Origin of the sequence: Clostridium akagii DSM 12554, from assembly GCF_000686725.1 — a bacterium.
Classification (GTDB): domain Bacteria; phylum Bacillota; class Clostridia; order Clostridiales; family Clostridiaceae; genus Clostridium_I; species Clostridium_I akagii.
The window spans coordinates 1-20,024 of record NZ_JMLK01000032.1; the positions used below are offsets into that span (position 1 = coordinate 1).

At 31.6% G+C, this 20,024-nt stretch carries 6 protein-coding genes and 1 pseudogene; 5 read left to right on the forward strand and 2 right to left on the reverse strand.

Annotation, left to right across the window (positions count from 1 at the left end):
- Both BR66_RS26020 and BR66_RS26260 read left to right on the forward strand, forming a co-directional pair.
- Nucleotides 1-339, forward strand: a pseudogene (locus tag BR66_RS26020) (methyl-accepting chemotaxis protein); the annotation flags it as partial.
- Between the two features lie 216 nt (nucleotides 340-555).
- Entirely contained in the window at nucleotides 556-1,959 is a 1,404-nt protein-coding gene (locus tag BR66_RS26260) for a sensor histidine kinase (RefSeq protein ID WP_051624251.1), read from the forward strand.
- 66 nt (nucleotides 1,960-2,025) lie between these two features.
- Here the strand turns inward: BR66_RS26260 and BR66_RS0114030 are convergent, their stop codons facing one another.
- Nucleotides 2,026-2,730: a thioesterase II family protein gene (locus BR66_RS0114030; RefSeq protein ID WP_026883486.1), complete on the reverse strand. Its 705-nt coding sequence runs from the start codon at nucleotides 2,728-2,730 to the stop codon at nucleotides 2,026-2,028.
- A 29-nt stretch (nucleotides 2,731-2,759) separates the two neighbouring features.
- Nucleotides 2,760-3,440 carry a 4'-phosphopantetheinyl transferase family protein gene (locus BR66_RS0114035; protein ID WP_026883487.1) on the reverse strand — a complete coding sequence of 227 codons (681 nt, stop codon included), beginning with the start codon at nucleotides 3,438-3,440 and terminating at the stop codon, nucleotides 2,760-2,762.
- Between the two features lie 196 nt (nucleotides 3,441-3,636).
- On the opposite strand from BR66_RS0114035, the gene BR66_RS0114040 reads away from it, so the two are divergent.
- Genes BR66_RS0114040 through BR66_RS0114050 form a run of 3 tightly spaced genes read left to right on the forward strand, consistent with a single transcriptional unit; the run spans nucleotide 3,637 to nucleotide 19,776 of the window.
- A complete protein-coding gene (locus BR66_RS0114040; RefSeq protein ID WP_026883488.1) occupies nucleotides 3,637-9,363 on the forward strand; it encodes a non-ribosomal peptide synthetase in 5,727 nt (1,908 codons plus the stop codon).
- Nucleotides 9,364-9,380: 17 nt separating this feature from the next.
- Nucleotides 9,381-10,544: an MFS transporter gene (locus BR66_RS0114045; protein WP_026883489.1), complete on the forward strand. Its 1,164-nt coding sequence runs from the start codon at nucleotides 9,381-9,383 to the stop codon at nucleotides 10,542-10,544.
- A 22-nt stretch (nucleotides 10,545-10,566) separates the two neighbouring features.
- Nucleotides 10,567-19,776 carry a type I polyketide synthase gene (locus BR66_RS0114050; protein WP_026883490.1) on the forward strand — a complete coding sequence of 3,070 codons (9,210 nt, stop codon included), beginning with the start codon at nucleotides 10,567-10,569 and terminating at the stop codon, nucleotides 19,774-19,776.
- The last annotated feature ends 248 nt before the right edge of the window (nucleotides 19,777-20,024 follow it).

A 20,024-nucleotide genomic window follows, 5' to 3' on the forward strand; every position in this document is an offset into this window, starting at 1 on the left:
CAGGATTTATTGGATTATATTGAAAAAGATGTTTTAAGTGAATACGCTAATTTCATTAAAATTAGTGAAGAGTATAAAAAAGATGGAGATACTGTGAAATTATTGGTAGAGAATTTTGCAGAAGTTTCTAAAACTATATCTGATTCAGTAGACCAAATGTCAAGTGCGTTAGATGAGGTTGCTGTAACTGTTACAGATGTGGCAAGGGCTTCGGGTGATATAGTTAAAAATATAGATTCTGTAAGCGAAAAAAGTGATTCCATTTTGAAACAAAATGAAGAGAGTAAGGAAAGTTCTTTGGCTATGGATGAGCATATGAATGAATTTAAACTCCTATAAAATCATAAAAATGCACCCATAGATTTATACAAATCTATGGGTGCATTTTTATTGGTAAAATAACCTCATTATATTTAAGACTGTAGAATTTAGTCGAAATATAGAATATAATAAAGAAAATGATAGTGGATTTTAAAACTGAGGATTTATGCCAAATATTGAAAGAGGTTAAAAAAACTATGTACACTAAAAAGGTATACTTAGGAGTGATAACATATGAATGATAATTTTTACAAACCTGTAATTGGGAAGTCATTAGCGGAAAAATTGAAAATAAAAATTAAAGAAAAGGATGATAAGTCAAAGCGGATAGCAGAGTTAATTATGGCAAATAAAGAAATCAAATTTCAAAGTGGGGAGAAAGAAGAAAGGGCGGCAGAGCTGATAATTGCTAATAAAGAGATAGCATTTCAAAGTGGAGAGAAAGAAGAAAGAGCGGCAGAGTTGATAATTGCTAATAGAGAGATAGCATTTCAAAGTGTAGAGAAAGCAGAAAGAGCGGCAGAATTAATAATTGCTAACAAAGAGCTTACTTTTCAAAATGAGGAGAAGGGTAGACGAGCAGCAGAATTAATAATTGCAAATAAGGAACTTACTTTTCAAAATGAAGAAAAAGAAAAAAGGGCAGCAGAGTTAATAATTGCCAATAAAGAACTTGCATTTCAAAGTAGGGAAAAAGCAGAGCGAGCAGCAGAACTAATAATTGCCAATAAAGAGCTTATATTTCAAAATGAGGAGAAGGGTAAAAGAGCAGCGGAGCTAATTCTTGCAAATAAAGAGCTTACTTTTCAAAACGAGGAGAAGGGTAAAAGAGCAGCAGAGTTAATTATTGCCAATAGGGTGCAGGGAGAATTTTTTGTAAACATATCCCATGAGCTCAAGACACCTTTAAATGTTATTTTTTCAACGGTTCAGTTATTTGATATGTATTGCAAGAGTGGTTTATTAGACAAAAAGCAAGATTCAATTATTAAATATACTGGTTCAATCAAACAAAACTGTTATAGATTGTCAAAGCTTATTAATAATATAGTTGACTTGTCTAAAATTGAAGCAGGATTCTTTAAATTGAACTTATCTAATAACAATATAATAGATGTTGTGGAAAAATTGGTAACATCGGTGACTAGTTTTACTGAAAGTAAAAACTTAAGCATTGTTTTTGATACCAATGTAGAAGAAAAAATCATAGCTTTTGATCTAGAAAAAATAGAAAGAATAGTTTTGAATCTTATATCAAATGCTATAAAATTTTCAGATGCAGGCGATGAAATATTTGTGGAGGTTAGTGATAGAAATGAATTTGTTGAAATATCAGTAAAAGATAATGGTATTGGTATTGGGGAGAAAGACTTAGATATTATATTTGATAGATTTAAACAGGTAGATAACTCGTTATCAAGAAATACAGAAGGTACTGGCATTGGATTAAGTTTAGTTAAGTCTATTGCAGAATTACATGGTGGCAGTATAGATGTTAAAAGTGAAGTTGGTGTAGGGAGCACGTTTACAGTGGTGCTTCCTTCAAAAAATGTATCAGATGAGAATATGATCTATGATAGTAATATGAAGAACAGAAATGAAAGTATAAAAGTTGAACTTTCAGATATTTATTCATAAAATTATTATGTAGCTCTGTTGTTACATTGACAATATGCATATGATGAAATAGCCAAAAGGTTAAAGTTAATAAACGAGAGTATTATTTATTAACTTTATAATTTCATCCGAATGTTTAGATATAAAAAAATGTCCACCAGAAAACTCTAAAAAAGTACATTTCTTTTTTGTATGTTGCTGCCATTCTTCAAGTTTATTCAGTGTCAGAATATCATCTTTACCATATAAAATTGTAAGATTACAATCAAGCTTACTAATTTTTTCGCGATAAACATATTTTTCCACAGCTTTAAAATCTGATCTTAAAATTGGAAGATAAATGTTCATTAAAATTTCGTTTTCTAAAACTTCTATAGGAGTGCCACCTAATTTAAAAAGCTCTTTTTTAAACTCGTCATCATCTAAAGCATGAATTAGCTTATAGTTATTGGTTATATGAGGTGGTATTTTACCGGAAAAAAATATGTGAAGAGGAGTATCATATTTTAATTCATTCAATTTGTGACTAAGTTCATAAGCTATAATTGCACCCATGCTATGGCCAAAAAATGAATAGTTTGTTGTTTCATCTAAATGTTTTTGTATATACTGAGAGGCGTCTTCTACCATTTCATTAATACTCTCATAGGGAAAAATGGAAAATCTTTTTCCTCTACCTGCATATTCTATTGGTATCAGTTCAATTGATGGGTCTAATTCTTTTCTCCATTTTTCATATATTACAGAGGAGCCACCTGCATAAGGAAAACAAAAAAGTTTTGTATTTTTCATAAGGAATCATCTCCAAAAAAATTTTATAGTTAATTATCTATATGTAAATCTTCTAAAGTTTTAAAAGTTACTTGTTCTGGAAAATTGTCTTCTGATGCACAAACTGACATTTTATAGTTTTCTTCTATAGTATATTGCCTAAATGAACACTTATTAAATTCATTCTTTGTTTGTAATATAATATTATTTTTAGCTATTCCAATATAAAAAGAACTCAAATCTAAACTTAGACCTTTGCCACAAGCCTTAATATAGCTTTCTTTTAGTGTCCATAAATCATAAAAATATGATTTTTTTTCAGCACCATCTTTTTTCATAAGGTCGTTATATTCTTTTTCTGCAAAAAAGGACTTTGCAATATGAAAATCAATGTTCTTCATTTGTTCCACATCAATTCCTATATGGTAATCATCAATGGCACATACAACCCAATTTCCGGAATGAGAAAGGTTAAAATAAAGAGGTGGAGTATATTTTAAATATGGTTTTCCATAGGCATTATAGTAAAAAAAAATATCTCGATTTTTGATATGTAAATTTTCATTTATTGCTACCCTAATTAAAATAGCAGCCACTAAAGATCTATTTGCATCCTCTTTTCTTATAAATTTATTTATTTTTTCCCGTCTTTCTTTGGAAACAAAAGATAATAATGTTGTAAATAGTTTAGGTGAAATACCTCTATTAATATTTATTGCATATATTTTCATTGTTATTTAATCCTCTCCAAACAGAATAATAGTTACAATTTATTTTATCATGAAATAATGAAAAACTAAAATATTTATCCAAATTTAACATAAATATATAATGAACTTAACATAATATTAATTATTTTGTTTCATAATGTAATTATATAAGTATTAGTAATAAAAATCTAGATCAAACTGAAGGAGGAATATAAAAATGTATGTTAATCAGATAAACTTAGCAGATATCAAGACACAAGTATATGAACTTATATCAGAAATAACTGGACATAAAACTCAAGACCTTGATTGCGAAATGTTTCTTGAAAGTGACTTAGGGATTGATTCAATTAAGATGGTAACACTTATGAACCAGCTAATTAGACTTGTACCTGAAGAGCAAATTGATGATTTTACAACAATATATCCTGTAACACAATTGATGTCATTGCAAACAATAGGTGAAATTGTGTTTATGTTTGATGAATTTTACAATACAAAATCCTTAGGTGCAAATGAAAGTAAAGAGTTAGTAATCTTAAATTCTCAGTATCCATTTTTAGTATCCTATTGGTCAGTAGGAACCTTAACTATTTGTTCTGGAATAAAAATACAGGGTCCTCTATTTTTAAATCACTTACAAGATAGTTGGATGGAATTAGTAAAAAGACATCCTAGTCTATGTTCTGAGTTTATAGCAGCTGAAGGTGCAAAAAATTTTACAGACTATAAACTTAAGGCATATAAAAATCCTATATTACCTAAAATTAAGGTACTGGATATAAAAAATTTCACTGAAGAAGATAAAAATAGAATAATAAAACAAACCATGGAAGATATTCTTAACGAGCATTTTGATATTTTTAAATTTCCACTTCATAAATTTATGATTATTCAAATAAGCAGTTATGAATATGAGTTAATATTAGCAAATAATCATTTGGTTTCAGATGGGCTAGGAAATCAGCAAATACTTAGAGAGATACTTGAGATTTATTCAGCAAAAATACAGGGAATAAATGTTGATTTTCAAGAGGCATTATCAATATCAGATTATAATAAAGTGGCTTCTGAAATTAATAAGTGGAATAATTATGAAGAAAACAAAAACTTAGAAAAATACGTACAAGCTTATGGAAAAACAAAATATAAATTTAATCCTTTTAGCAATAACAATGTGAATAACGATTTAGCAGTGGTAAAGACACAAAAATATTGGGTAAACCAAACTATTACCAATCTTCTTTTAGAGAAATCAAAAGTATGGAGAGTTTCTTTATTTACGCTTATAGTAGCTTCATATCTAAAATCTATAGCAGAGCTGGATAAACAAAATAATCAAATAATCTTAAATTTACCCACTGGAGGTAAAGTATATCCCAGCATTGATGCAACAGGAATTATAGGGTGTTTTGCACAAAATATGTCACTAAACTTTAATTTAAAAGGTAATGATGAAAACTGGATGGCACTGGTGAGAAACGTTGATGAGGAAATAAAAGATAAAATATCAGAAGGAATAGATAGGGCGCAAACATATAGCACAGCTATAATGGCTAAAAAACAGGATATGCTTGAAGAGGGAAAGATGACCAATATAGCAGCTGCTATTGTGCGTTCCAGTTTAAAATCGAATCTATATCTTTCTTTTGTCGGTAATACTAAGTTAAAAGAGCAATATGGAGAATTAAAAATAATTGATTATGAAGCATATACATCAACTAATGCGGGCACTATAGATAATCTTATTGAAATATTTCATAATAAAATAATAATAACATCAAATTATGATAGTTTGCATTTTCATGAGGATAATATTAATTCATTGATTGGAATATTCATAGATAATCTTACTTCTCTTGCAAACTATCCAATAGAAATAAAAGATAACACACTAAAGTTAGAAATTTCAAAAGATAAAATATTAATTGAAGAACTAATAAAGGTAGCCGAAGAGGTTTGCTGTACAGCTATTACAAAAGAGGATGTACATAAGGATTTGGAGCTGGATTTTGGGGTTGATTCCTTACAGCTTATTCGTATAATAACAAGATTATCCAAGGTTCATAAAAAGATTGATAAGAATTCTCTTTTTAGATGTAGAACTTTAAATGAAATGGCATCGGTAATTGGAAAAATTAATAGGGATAATAAAAATAAGATAATAACCGAGCTCCATTCACAGGACAAAGAGCAAATTCCATATATGCAAATTGTAAAACAGTGTAAAGCAACCCCAGATTTGGTAGCTATCATGTATGGTGATGAAACTATAACATACAATGAATTGAATAATACATCAAATAAAATTGCTAATTATTTGAAAAATCAAGGCATTAAAAGAGGGTCCATCGTTGGAATAATGGTATTTCCAGGGCCTATGATGCTAATAGGTATGATTGGTATTATGAAAGCAGGTGGGGCCTATGTACCAGTAGATCCTACATATCCTACTGATCGTATTAAATATATAATTAATAGTGCAGGTATAGAAGCGCTACTTACTGAACATGCCTTAACTGAGCAGCTGGACGATTTATTAAAGGAAGATTCTTCAATAAAAATTATTGTTTACCTAGACTATGGAATCATCACAAATTCAATGCAGGATTACGAGCAGGTATCCAAGGAGCAATGGACAGATATTTCACAGAGAGAACCTGAATATATTAATTCACCAGACGATTTGATGACAATTTTATATACTTCAGGATCAACAGGAAATCCCAAAGGAGTTATGCTTGGGCACAGAGGTTATATGAACAGATTAAAATGGCATCAGGATACTTTTAAGCTCAAAGCAAGAGAACGTGTAGCTCAAAAGACATCTTGTTGTTTCGACATTTCTGTTTGGGAACTTTTTTGGCCTCTAATGTATGGAGGCACAGTATGTCCTGTTAGAAATGACACTGTGAAAAATCCATGGGGTTTAGCCAAATGGTTAATTGAAACAAAGATAAATATAATGCATTTTGTACCTTCATTGTTCGGTGAGTTTGTAAATGCTTTAGAGGATGATGATTACAATTTTAATAATTTAAGATGGCTAATTTTTAGTGGCGAGGCTCTTCCAATGCCTATAATTCAAAAATGGATAGACAAGCATGGTTTGTCCATAGGGCTTGCAAATCTTTATGGACCCACAGAAGCATCTATTGATGTAACTTGCCATATAATTGACAAAAGACCCGGAAATCATGGAGAAAATACCATTCCAATAGGTAAACCAATAGAAAATGTGTTCATAAAAAATTTAGACGAAAATATGAATGAACTTCCTGATGGAGAAGTAGGCGAACTTTGGATTGGTGGTATTCAGATAGCAAAAGGGTACAAAAATAATGTGCAAAAAACAGAAGAAGCTTTTAAACCTAATCCATTCAAGGAAGTTTCAGGGCATTATTTATATAGAACTGGAGACTTAACAACGAGGCGGTCAGATGGAAGCTATGAATATCTTGGACGAATCGATAACCAGGTAAAAATAAGAGGATTTAGAGTGGAACTTGGAGAAATTGAGGCGGTACTTGGATGTCACCCTTTTGTAAATGAAGTGGCTGTGATTGCGGTTGATTATGTTGATGGTCAAAAACAGTTAATGGCATGGATTTCAGGAACTAAAGTAAGTGATAGTGAATTAAAAGAATTTATATCAAAGAAACTAGCTTATTATATGATCCCTCACCATTTTCAGTGGATGAATATTTTGCCAAAAACACCTAATGGAAAGCTTGATAGAAAAGCATTGAATAAGCTATCTCAAAAAAAGCTTAACATATGCGGCGGTGATGAATTGAAATCAAAGGATTTAGTAATAAATGAAATATCTCTTTCACCTGCACAAGGATTTCTAATGAGATATTTTGATTATCCATACCAGTGGACAGGATATACAAGGTTTTTATATAAGCAACCTTTGGATTATGGGATGTTTAATAAAGCACTTACTTTAGTAACAAATAGTCAGGATGTATTAAGAACTGTATTAGTTAACAAAGAAGGCAAGTGGTTCCAGAGATTTTTACCTGATGATCAAATAGTAGAAGCGGATTTTTATGATGGGTCGCATATGAGTGATGATGAGAGAAATGCGGAAGTGCAAAGTCTAATTGATAAAATTATTTTGGAACTGAAAGTAGATAAGTGGCCTCTTTGGAAAGTAGTTGTCATAAAAACAAGCAATTCTAATTACGATATTTCTGTAATTGGCCATCACCTTATTTCTGATCTTATAACAAATCAACTGTTATTTAAGGAAATATGGAAAATCTATGGACAGCTAATCTTGGGAACTAAAGATGTTAAATTTGAAAAAACAAAATCATATAGGGATTTTGTTCTATATGTTAACGAGGAGAAGAAGAATAAGTCTACGGAATTTATAGATTACTATAAAAAACAATTTCCTTCAGAATTATATTCATTTAAGATTAAACAAGACTTTGATTTAGGAAATAATACCCAGGAGTCTGCTAGAATAGAAACTTATGCGCTAGATAAATCTGAAACTCTAATGCTACAGACTACAGCAAAAAAATACTTTGGAACAAATTTATACCCAATTATACTTGCTCCGTTGTATAAAATGTTGCAAGAAAGATACAACAAATCGTGGATAGTAGTCAGTCATAGAATGAATGGAAGAGATTTAGGTAACAATAATACATTCTTTGGTACATCAGGAAACTTTGCTATAAACTATCCATTAGGAATTACTATAGGGCACAATGAAGAATGGTGCGAAACAGTTCATAAGATAACAAATGAAATGGATGATATTCCACTTAAAGGTATAAGTTATGATTTAGTTTCGGATAAATTACCACCTTATATGTATCCTGATTTAAAATTAGCTTCAATAAGAGCAAATTATTTGGGCAGCAGAGATATTCCTCAGTATGATGTATTCCAATTTTCAAGTGAGGAACGTGACAAAAGATACTCCCTCCCTAAGCAAAAAAGAATTTCATCCATTGAATTCTTTTTCTCTATAGTTAATGGTGAATTAATATTAGAAATAGAATATTCTAAAAACATGTATAATAAATCCACAATAAAGCAGCTTGGAAATGATTATATTAAATCTACCATGGAAATGATTTCTTATATAAAAAACAAAGTAAATACACAAGGATATAAAACTTTAAAGCCTGCTTTGATAACAAAGATTAATAAAAAGCAGGGTAGCTTAGCAGGTAAAGTTGTAATTATTACTGGTGGAGGCAGAGGAATTGGAAGAACGATGGCTATTGAAATGGCTAAAGAAGAGGCTGAAATAGTTATTATATCCAGAACAATTGGCGAACTTAAAGAAGTAGAACTTGAGATTCGAAAAATGGGGGGGAAAGTATTACTTATAACAGCGGATATAAGTGATTATAATGCAGTTAAGGTAGCAATAAACAGAATTCTTTCTGTATTTGGAAAGATAGATGTGCTTGTAAATAATGCGGGAATAACAAAATTGGAGCCTTTTACGGATACTAAAGAAGCTGAATGGAAGAGGATAGTTGAGGTTAATCTATTCGGAACATATAATATGTGTCATCTAGTTGTTCCACATTTTGTTAATCAAAAGGCAGGGAAGATTATTAATCTAGGATCTGATTCCTCATTTATTGGATATCCTTTAATGAGTGGATATTCAGCATCTAAACATGCAATAATAGGTTTTACCAAATCATTAGCTGAAGAACTTAAATCTAGTAACATTCAGGTCAATGCAATTTGTCCCGCTTTTGTGGATACAAACATGGCACCTAGTGGATTAAGAAAGAATGCTATGCCACCTGAAAAAGTAGCTGATTTAGCTATATTCTTAGCAACGGACAAATCGGATTATATAACTGGAGAAGCAATTAAAATATTCGGGAAACAGGATATGTATTGGTTCGGATCTCAGCAGATACCAGTTATTAAAGCTGCACTTAATAAAAGAAGGTAGAGAGGTAGTTGGCAATTATGGCATTAAAACAAAAAATACATTTGTTATTTTCAGATAACAAATGGGTTCTTTATTTAATTGGATTACTCATTGGTATTTCTATGGGGATTATTAATCCCCTTGCATCTACTCACCTAGAAAAGAGTAATACTTCAAATTTATGGATTGGAACAATTTCTTCTTCTTTTTTCTTCGCCATGTCAATAGGTTCAATTTGTATTGATAAGAAGATGAGAAATAAGAATATTAAAGGGATTATATTAGTAGGCTCAGTTCTCGCGGCAATGGCCTGCGGTATTTTTCCTTTAGTTTCAAATTTATTTATTTTGCTTTTATTAATGATGATCATGGGATTTTTCATAAGTCTGAGTATAGTTGGAGTTCAGACAATGCTTCAGGCCTTAACAGAGGAGCGTACAAGAGGAATAATCAGTGGATTATACTCATTTAATTTTGCAATAGGCTTTGTATTCAGCTCTGTTATAGGACCTAAGCTTTATATATATAAGCCTTGGCTTCCGTTTATTATTCCTACAGTTACCCTAATATTGTGTCCAGTTATTATAAACCTTAATTTTCATGAAACAGTAATATTTCCTGAAAAATCAAAGTCAAATGTATTAAAAAAGGTATCAATAGGACTTAAAGGAGCATTTTTATATGGGTTTACAGAAACCACACTAGTAACCCTCTATCCTATTTTTCTTATACATGAAAAATATAATTTATCAAACATTGGATATGCTTTGGGAATATTTGTAGTTGGTAGTATCGTAGGTACAATACCTATGACATATATTTCAGATAAGTTTGGGCGTGAGAAAACTTTAATAATTATGATTAGTATATCTATATTTACAGCTTTGGGAATCACAATTTTCAGCAGTTTTGTTTTAAAATTAATTTTTTCATTTTTATCCGGTGTTGTAATTGGACCTATATATCCATTAGCACTGGCAGTTTCAGTTCAAAAGCTAAGTAGAGAAGAAATCTCATGGGGAACTTCATTATTTACTTCATTTTATGGGATTGGCTCCACTGTAGGACCACTTATCTCATCAGTAGCTATGAGTTTGTTTGGTGATAATTATATTTTTAGTGTATGTTTATTAATTTTTGTTATGTTTCTTTTTACAACCATTGTAAAAAGAGAAAAATACGGGGCAAAGCCAACTTTTTAAATATGATTAAGGAGATGCACAGATGGATAGTAAAAAGAAAATTAAAGCTAAAAAAGACATAAAAATGTCAATTTCCTGTGGAAAACCTATAACAGGAAGGTTTACTAGTAAAATCAATATAGGTAACCTGTTAATAGAAGCTTGTAAAAATCAAAAGGATAAAGGAATATTGTTTATTCAAAATAATGATACTGAAATTTTATTAACCTATGAAAAAATACTTGAAAAAGCTGTTTATTGTCTAGGAAAACTACAAGAAAATGGTTTGAAACAAGGTGATTTTGCGATTATTTCATTTCAAAATAATATTGATTTTGTTGTTGGTTTCTGGGCTTGCATATTAGGAGGAATAATACCTGCACCTATTACCCCACCTTCATCATTTAAGGGGAAAAATGCTTCTTTAGAAAAACTTATAAATGTTTGGAATACACTTGGAAGGCCCGTAATAATAAATGACGCTGCTATGATTAATAATATGAAAAATAATGATGTATATACGGATTGTAAAAATATGAATATGCTTGACATAGCAATTTTAAGACAAAGTACAATAAAAGGTTCAATAAATCTGTCAGAATCTGAAAAACCCGCTATTATACAATTCAGCTCTGGAAGTACAAGTACCCCTAAAGGCGTAATTTTAACGCATAAAAATCTATTGACCAATATAGAAGGAATTATTGAAAGTGCTGGTTTTACAAAAGAGGATAGATTTCTTTCATGGATGCCTTATTATCATGACATGGGGCTAATCGGTACTCATATGACATTGATTGCGGCAGGTATGTACCAGATAAACATGCATCCAGTAAAGTTTGTAAAAAGACCAACACTTTGGTTCGATTTAATTTCCCAGCATAAGATTACTGTAACTGCTAGTCCTAATTTTGGATATAGATTACTGCTTAAAAAGCTCACAGATAAACATCTTGAAGATTGGGATTTAAGCTCATTAAGATTGATATTTAATGGTGCAGAGCCTATTTCGGTACCTTTAGTTAAAGAATTTATGGAGAAATTAGCTGTAAGTAAGTTACATGAAACAAGTATGTTTATGGTGTATGGAATGGCTGAAGCTTGTTTAGCAGTTACGTTTCCAGCGTTAAGAACTAAGCCCGAAAGTCATTACATTAGTAGAAGTGGTATTATAAACAATTCAATAGCTGAAGAAGTTGATAAAAGTGATTTTAATTCTATTGAAGTGGCTAATGAGGGATATCCTGTGCATGGGGTTCAAGTTCGCATAGTAGATCAGCAAGGGCAAATAGTTCCAGAGAAAAAATTAGGAGAGATTCAAATAAAAGGTGACAATGTTACCTCTGGTTACATTAATAACGCTGAAGCAACCACTGTATCATTTCAAGACGGTTGGCTAAAAACTGGGGATACTGGATATATGACTGATGGGAAATTATGTGTAACAGGTCGTATTAAGGATATAATTTTTGTAAATGGACAAAATTTCTTTGCCTATGATATAGAGTTTAAATTAGAAGAAATCCATGGGGTAGAACCTGGGAAAATTGTAATATGTGGCTGGCATGATGAGAAGGAAGGAAGAGAAAAGGTTGCTATATTTTCTGTACTTCGCATTAACAAAGAAAATATAAAAAGCTTTTATGCAAGTATACTTAGTAAAATAAATGAAACTTTTGGTATTCCAATTGAATATGTTGTATTAATTAAATCTATTCCTAAAACCACTAGCGGTAAAGTTCAACGTTTTAAACTAGTACAATCTCTCTTAAATAATGAATATGATGATAAAATATTAACCTCAGACGAACTGATGCAGAATATTGAGGAAAAACATGAGAAAGAAGAATCAACGAAGTATTTAACACTAGGAGAAAATGCGGATAGGATACGAAATATTTGGGGAAAAGTACTAGAAAGGTCCATAGAAAGTATAGGATATAATCAATCATTTTTATCATTAGGTGGAACATCAATAAAAGCAGTTCAAGTTTTGGGTATGCTTGAGGATGAATTTAAATTAACTTTAAGTCATGAGATACTTATTAATTGTGAAACTATAAATGATATGGATGAATATCTTAGAAATCTACCTGAAGATAAAGAAAATATTTCCACAAAAATAAGCCCATGTTCCATGGATAAAGATGACGATATAGCTGTAATAGAAATGTCATGCCGATTCCCTGATGCATCAAGTCCAGAAGCATTTTGGAATAATCTTGTGAATGGCAAGTGTAGCATTAGTAATATACCAGAAGATAGATGGGACATAAATCAATACTATAGCAAAAACATCGACAACACAAAAACAAATTGTCATACAGGTGGGTTTATTGATAACCCATTGGATTTTGACGCTGAACTCTTTAATATATCTGATGAAGAAGCCGCGATTATGGATCCTCAGCAGCGAATAATGTTGGAGTTGACATTTGAAATATTGGAAAGAGCGGGATATTCTAAGGAAAAAATAAGTGGTAGGAGCTTGGCACTTTTTATTGGCGCTAGTACAAATGCCTATAATGAATATCATTTAAATACTTTAAATATGTCAAATTTAAAAAGTTTTGATAGTTTTACATCTCTTACAAAAGAGGACCAAGAGTCAATTCTCAAAGAATGGAAGAATAAGCTTGGTGTAACGGGCTCTCATCCAAATTTACTTGTGGACAATATTCTTAATATGATTGCTGCTAGAACCTCTCAAGAATTTAATTTAAAAGGACCTAGTATAGTGGTTGATACTGCTTGCTCTTCTTCAATAGTAACTATTCATTTGGCATGTGAATCTTTGCGAAGAGGAGAATGTGAATTAGCTTTAGCGGGAGGTATTAATCTTTTGCTTACGCCTACACCATATATTTACCTTAGTAATGCAGGTGCATTATCTTCAAGTGGATTACCAAGGGTTTTTGACTCTCAGGCTGATGGTCTTGTTCCAGGAGAAGGCGCAGGTCTAGTTTTACTAAAACCACTTAAAAAAGCTTTAGAAGATAAAGATAAAATTCTTGCAGTTATTAAAGCCAGTGCAATAAATAATGACGGACATTCTATAGGTGTTATGGCACCTAATCCTGATGGTCAACGTGAAGTAATTGAATCATTGTATCTAAATAGTGGTATTAATCCTAAGGAAATACAATACGTAGAAGCACATGGTACTGGTACAAAAATAGGAGATCCAAGTGAAGTTAGAGCCTTAAATAGTGCGTTTAAAAGATGGGAACCTAAAGCGAATTCCATAGCGATAGGGTCAGTCAAGGCAAATATTGGACATCTTCTTAGTAGTGCTGGTATAGCTAGTTTCATTAAGTTGGTGCTAGCTCTAAACAATAAAATCATGCCTCCCAATGTTAATTTAAGTGAACTTAACCCTTCCATTAAATTCCATAAAACTCCTTTTTATACTATTCAAGAAGCAAAAAAATGGGAGGTAAGCAAGGATGTAACTAGGAGAGCCTCAGTGAATTCCTTTGGATTTGGTGGTACTAATTGTCATATGGTTATTGAGGAGGCTCCAGAGATTACTAAAATACCTGCAGTTAAAGAATATGAAAGAATTAAACATGTTATAGGTATTTCAGCAAATACAAAAAAATCATTAGGGCTAAAAATCAATAATATAGTTGAATATCTTAAAAATAATAAGGAAAATAGATTAGGAGATATATGTTACACGGAGAATGTTTCAAAGACACTTTTTAAATACCGTTGTAGCGTGATGGCCAATTCTACTATGGATTTACTAAATAAACTTCAAGAAATTAAATTAGATAATATAGATGGTGGAACTTCACATAAAATAGCCCTAATGTTTACGGGACAAGGATCTCAATATGTTGGTATGGCAAGAGAATTATATGAGAAACTACCTGTTTTCAAAGGATATGTTGATGAATGTTCTGATGTATTTTATCCTTATCTTAAAGAGAAGCTAACTGACTTGATTTATAGTGATAGTGCAGATGAAAAAATTCTTGCGAAAACCAATGTTACGCAACCGGTGGTTTTTGCCATGGATTATGCTTTCGGAAAGCTTTTTATAGACTCAGGGGTTAAGCCTTCTTATATGCTTGGTCATAGTATTGGTGAATGGTCAGCAGCTTGTCTCTCAGGTGTAGTAAGTTTGGATGATGCAGCGAAAATAGTGGTTGCCAGAGGTAAACTCATGGAGGAAGTACAATCTTCCGGTAGTATGTGTGCGGTATTTACTTCTAGAGAAAAACTAGAAAAGTTACTCAAGACTTTTCAAGGTAAGGTTTGGATGGCTGCATATAATGGAACTCACCAAGTTATATCAGGGAAATCTGAGGAAATAGAAAAATTCTGTGGAATACTCTTAAAAGAAGGAATAGGATTAAAAAAACTAAAGGTTTCTCAGGCTTTTCATACACCACTTATGAATCCAATTTTAGATGAGTTTAGGCTGGTACTTAAGGGGATAACGTTTAGTGAACCTAAAATACCTATAGTGTCCAATGTCACAGGGGAAATAATGAGTAAAACTTTTGACACTGAATACTGGATAAAGCATATTCTTTCACCTGTAAAGTTTGAGCAGAGTATAGAATATTTATCGGATAGATCTGTAGATGTTTTCATAGAGTGTGGACCAGATAGAGTATTATCAAGGATGGCAAGTGGTATTAAAACTACTAATTCTAAAACCATTTTGTTATCATCAGATCATAAAATTGATTCCTTTGATATATGTTTAGAAACACTAGGTTCACTTTTTTCTTTAGGGATTAACATAAACTTTGAAAATTTTGAAAAGGGCATTTATTATGATAAAGTTCCATTACCATTATATCCATTCCAAAGAAAAACATATAAACCTGATTTCGGAAGTCTTAATGTTAAGGTTCCAGATAGCTGGTTTTATAAATGGAATTGGATAGCTGAAAATGATAAACATTTAAATCCACTTTCATCAGGAAATATAGTAATATTTGATGATGAAAGTGGTGTTGCAGAAGAATTTGATTCCATATTTGATTCATCCAAAAACAAAATTTATTTGATAAAATCGGGTATGGAATATAATTATGATGGAAATAGAACTTTTACAATTAATCCAGAGATAGAGAGCCATTATATTGAAGTTTTTAGAAATATTCAGGTACCTATAGTAGCAGTAATACATCTTTGGAATTTGAGGCGTGAGGGCAACAAAACACAATTTGTTTTTGATCATAGAGTAATGCATGAAGATATTTATAGCATACTATGCATTGGAAAGGCATTATCAAAACTTAAAGCAGGAAGCATAAAATTATTGCTAGCTACTAGTAGAGCTATATCGTTACATGAAGATACTAAAATTATTAATCCACATCAAGCTATTGCTATTAGCCTAACACTCACATTAGATCAGGAGAATGCTTTTATAAATTCGTATTGTATTGATATAGATAAAAAAGAATATAAATCTAATGGAAAAATTGCTGAAGTTTTATTTGATGAGATGGTAAGTGAAATAAATAGTGAAGGTATAGTGGCTATTAGAAATGGACTAAGGTATGTAAGAGGTTTAGTAAATACGGTTAAATTGCAGCAATCTTCAAAGATTCAATTTGGTGATGGTGAAACTTATTTGATTACTGGAGGTGGAAGTGAAGTAGGTGGTAAAATTGCTAAAGAACTGGCAAAGAAAGCTAAAATTAACTTAGTTCTAACAGGACGTAAAAAATTGCCATTAAGGTCTGAATGGGATAAAGAAATATCTAACAATACTAGATTAGCTAAAAGAATTAAGTTGATTTTAAAGCTTGAAGAGCTTGGATCAAATGTTGATTATGAAGTGGTGGATGTGACAAGCGTTGATGAAATGAAGGCTCTAATAATAAGAGTTAATAATTTATATGGATCCATTCAGGGGGTAATTCATGCAGCTGGAATATGGGATTCTTATACCTTCAAACTTTTAGATAAAGAGATTGAAACGGTAAATGAGACTATAAAACCTAAAGTGCAGGGAGCAGTAATTACTGATCTCGTTACAAGAAAAGAACCTTTGAAGTTCTTTGTTATGCTCTCTTCGGTGTCTTGTTCACAAAAAAAATGGTCAGCGGGACTTGGTGATTATTCGGCAGCAAATTCATTTTTAACATGTTACAGTGAGTACAGAGAATTTGAGAATGCACCAGGAAAAACTATAACAATTAACTATTCTTTATGGTCTAAAACAGGAATGGGATCTGATTTGGGTAACATTTCTGTATTGGCACTAAAAGTTCAAGGATTAAATCCTCTTCCTGCTGAAAAAGCAGTGGAAGCACTAATGAGGGTGTTGTCAGATGGAAACCAGAGGGTAATACACATTATTGATAAAATTGAAATTTCAAAAGAAAACAAAGCTCCTACCATTAAAAGTAATACATCAGAATGGAAAGGATTGAAGAAAATTGAAAATATCAGGGAAACTGTTTATCAAGTTATTTCGGAACAGCTAAATGTTCAGCAGGATACACTTGATATTGGTGAGAATTTCCTTGAACTTGGTCTGGATTCACTGGGAGCAGTTAAAGTTATGGAAATGCTAGGATACAATCTTGATTTAGAATTATATCCAACATTGATATTTGAATATCAGACACCTGAGTCATTAGCAGAATATCTTGAGAAAATTTATTCTTCGGATCTTAATGATGTAGCAGTAGAAAAGACAGAGATTATAGAGAAAAATATTATTAACGAAGAGAATGGAAAGGACATTGCAATAATTGGTGCTAGTCTTAGAATACCGGGTGCAAACACTTTAAATGAATATTGGGATATTTTAAAAAGCGGTAAATGTGTAATAGGAGAAGTTCCATCAGGAAGATGGTCATCAAAGGATTATTTTAGTACTGATATAAATTCTTCACATACAACATATTCTAATCAGGGTGCATTTATAGATAAACCATATGAGTTTGATCCCATGTTTTTTGGTATGTCGCCAAGAGAAGCAACCGTTACGGACCCACAGCAGAGGATTTTCTTGGAAATTGCCTGGGAAGCATTACAACAAGCTGGTTATGGAGGAAAATATGCATCAAAGAACATAGGAGTTTTTGTAGGCTGCGAGCAGAATAATTATTCAGAACACTTTACAAATTATAGAACTTATATGGAATTAAAGAATAACCTATCAAGTAATAAAATATTTAATAATATGAGTAATGTTGAGAAAGATGAAATAATGACTAGCATTTTTAATGTGTTACAACCAGCAAAGATGATTCCTGATGCGGTGGCTGGAAATAGTTTGAATGAGGTAGCAGCTAGGGTAAGTCACTGCCTTGATTTCACTGGACCTAGTTTAACAATCAATTCGGCTTGTTCCTCATCACTTTCAGCATTACATTTAGCCTGCGAAAGTATTAGATTAGGAGAGAGTCAAATGGCTATAGTTGGAGGGGTGAATTTGAATCTTAGTCCAACTACATTTGTAGGGCTAAGTAGAATAAAAGCATTATCTACCACGGGAGTTTGTTATCCATTTGATCGTAGAGCTAATGGTATGGTGCTTTCAGAAGGTGCCAGTGCAGTAGTGTTAAAATCATTGGATGAGGCAAAGCGGGATAGAGATAATATACTAGCTATAATTAAAGGTTCTGCAATTAATAACGATGGACATTCTCAGGGGATAACGGCTCCTAGACCACAGGGACAGGCAGATGCAATAAGAAAGGCATATGTAGAAGCAAATATTAATCCAGAAACTGTGTCATATATTGAAACTCACGGTACGGGTACACCACTGGGAGATCCCATTGAAGTTGAAGGTATGACTAGTGCTTTTCGTTCGTTTACATCTGAAAAAGGTTTTTGTGCCATTGGGTCAGTTAAATCTTCTATAGGACATATGTTATCGGCATCAGGAATTACTAGTTTAATAAAAGTAGTTCTTGCACTTAACAACGAAATAATACCACAAACTATAAATTACGACAAATTAAAAACTAATACTAACATAGACTTTGCCAATTCCCCATTTTATGTGGCTAGTGAAAAATCAGTGGAGTGGAAAAGTAAGAGTGGAAGTCCATTAAGAGCAGGAGTAAATGGTTTTGGATTTGGTGGAACAAATGTCCATGTAGTTTTGGAAGAAGCTCCAAAGGAAAGTGATTATGGATATGAAGAGGAAAAACCGCCATATCTTATACAGTTAACTGGTAGAAATGAAAATGTAGTGAAAAGTATAGCCACCAATTTAAAGAATCACATACAACAGAATAAAAGTTTAACTGCGTCCTCAATTTGTTTTACTATGAATAATGGCCAAAAGGAATTAAATACTAAAAAAGCAGCAATGGTTAGGTCTAGGGAACACCTACTGGAATTACTTACTGAAGTTGAAAACAGTGGAAATAGTCAAGGAATATATGAAGGACAATCTAATCCCAATCGTGAAACAGAGGCTTACCTTGTACTAGATGGCAACATAAAAATTCCTATAAATTATAAAGATGATTTATGTTCACATTTTGTTATATTTAGTAATGCATATAAAGAATGCATGAATGAAATTGGAAATGTTAAAAATCTTAGTAGTGAAGAAATGGAATGTTTTGAATCTTTTGCCTGCCAATATGCATTAGGGATTTTATTAAGAAATTTTGATTTAAAAGTTTATGGAATAATTGCTCAAGGTAGTGGGATTATTGCTGCAGCCGTTTTATCTGGTTTAATAAATTTAGATCAAGCATTGGAGCAACTTTTGGGTATTAGTAGTGTGAAAAAACATGATTGTTCTGAAAATAATAAAAATATTGTATATTTAAATTGTCCTATATTAACAACATCTGGAGATATTGGAGATGTATTTAATATTTCAATAAAGAACGAAGGAAATATTAAAAGCTTAAATGGCTTTGCGAAGAAAAACCAGGCTATTATATATCCAGGAAATATTGATAACATGAAAAATGAAGAATTCTATGATGATAAACTGTTCCGTTGGGTTGAGATGGACATAACCCAAAATCCTGTAGAATCTGTCATCACAGCCTTTGCTAAGCTCTATACACTTGGAGTTAGGTACAATGCTAATAAATTATTCAAAGGTAAGGTTAAAAAAGTGATATTGCCTACGTACCCATTTGAAAATGAAACTTATAAAGTATCTTTTGAAGAAGAGCCAGCTTATAAAGTAGAGCAAAGAGGATTATTAAAGATGGACAAGGATTATACACTTTCCGATATTGAAAGAAGATCTATTTGTAGCGATCTAGCTAATGACATAAAAAAGTTGATTATTTAGAGAAGAATAATTAATAAAGCTACAATATAAAAAAATGATATTTATGAGCATGAACATTGGATATTAAGCCAATGTTTATGCTTTTTTTATTTTACAATGATTTAAACTATTAGCGTAATCACATTATGATGTTATTTGAATGATGATGTTCATTTATGACCATATTTACTGAAAACAATAAACTAACGAAAATAAACAAGCAAAAAAGTGTTGACAATATCCATGTAAATGTTTACGATATGTTCAAA

What these genes read in the sequence shown, in the direction of transcription:
- BR66_RS26260 (WP_051624251.1), top strand. Translation starts at nt 556, where the DNA reads ATGAATGATAATTTTTACAAACCTGTAATTGGGAAGTCATTAGCGGAA.
- BR66_RS0114030 (WP_026883486.1), bottom strand. Translation starts at nt 2,730, where the DNA reads ATGAAAAATACAAAACTTTTTTGTTTTCCTTATGCAGGTGGCTCCTCT.
- BR66_RS0114040 (WP_026883488.1), top strand. Translation starts at nt 3,637, where the DNA reads ATGTATGTTAATCAGATAAACTTAGCAGATATCAAGACACAAGTATAT.
- BR66_RS0114045 (WP_026883489.1), top strand. Translation starts at nt 9,381, where the DNA reads ATGGCATTAAAACAAAAAATACATTTGTTATTTTCAGATAACAAATGG.
- BR66_RS0114050 (WP_026883490.1), top strand. Translation starts at nt 10,567, where the DNA reads ATGGATAGTAAAAAGAAAATTAAAGCTAAAAAAGACATAAAAATGTCA.
- BR66_RS0114035 (WP_026883487.1), bottom strand. Translation starts at nt 3,440, where the DNA reads ATGAAAATATATGCAATAAATATTAATAGAGGTATTTCACCTAAACTA.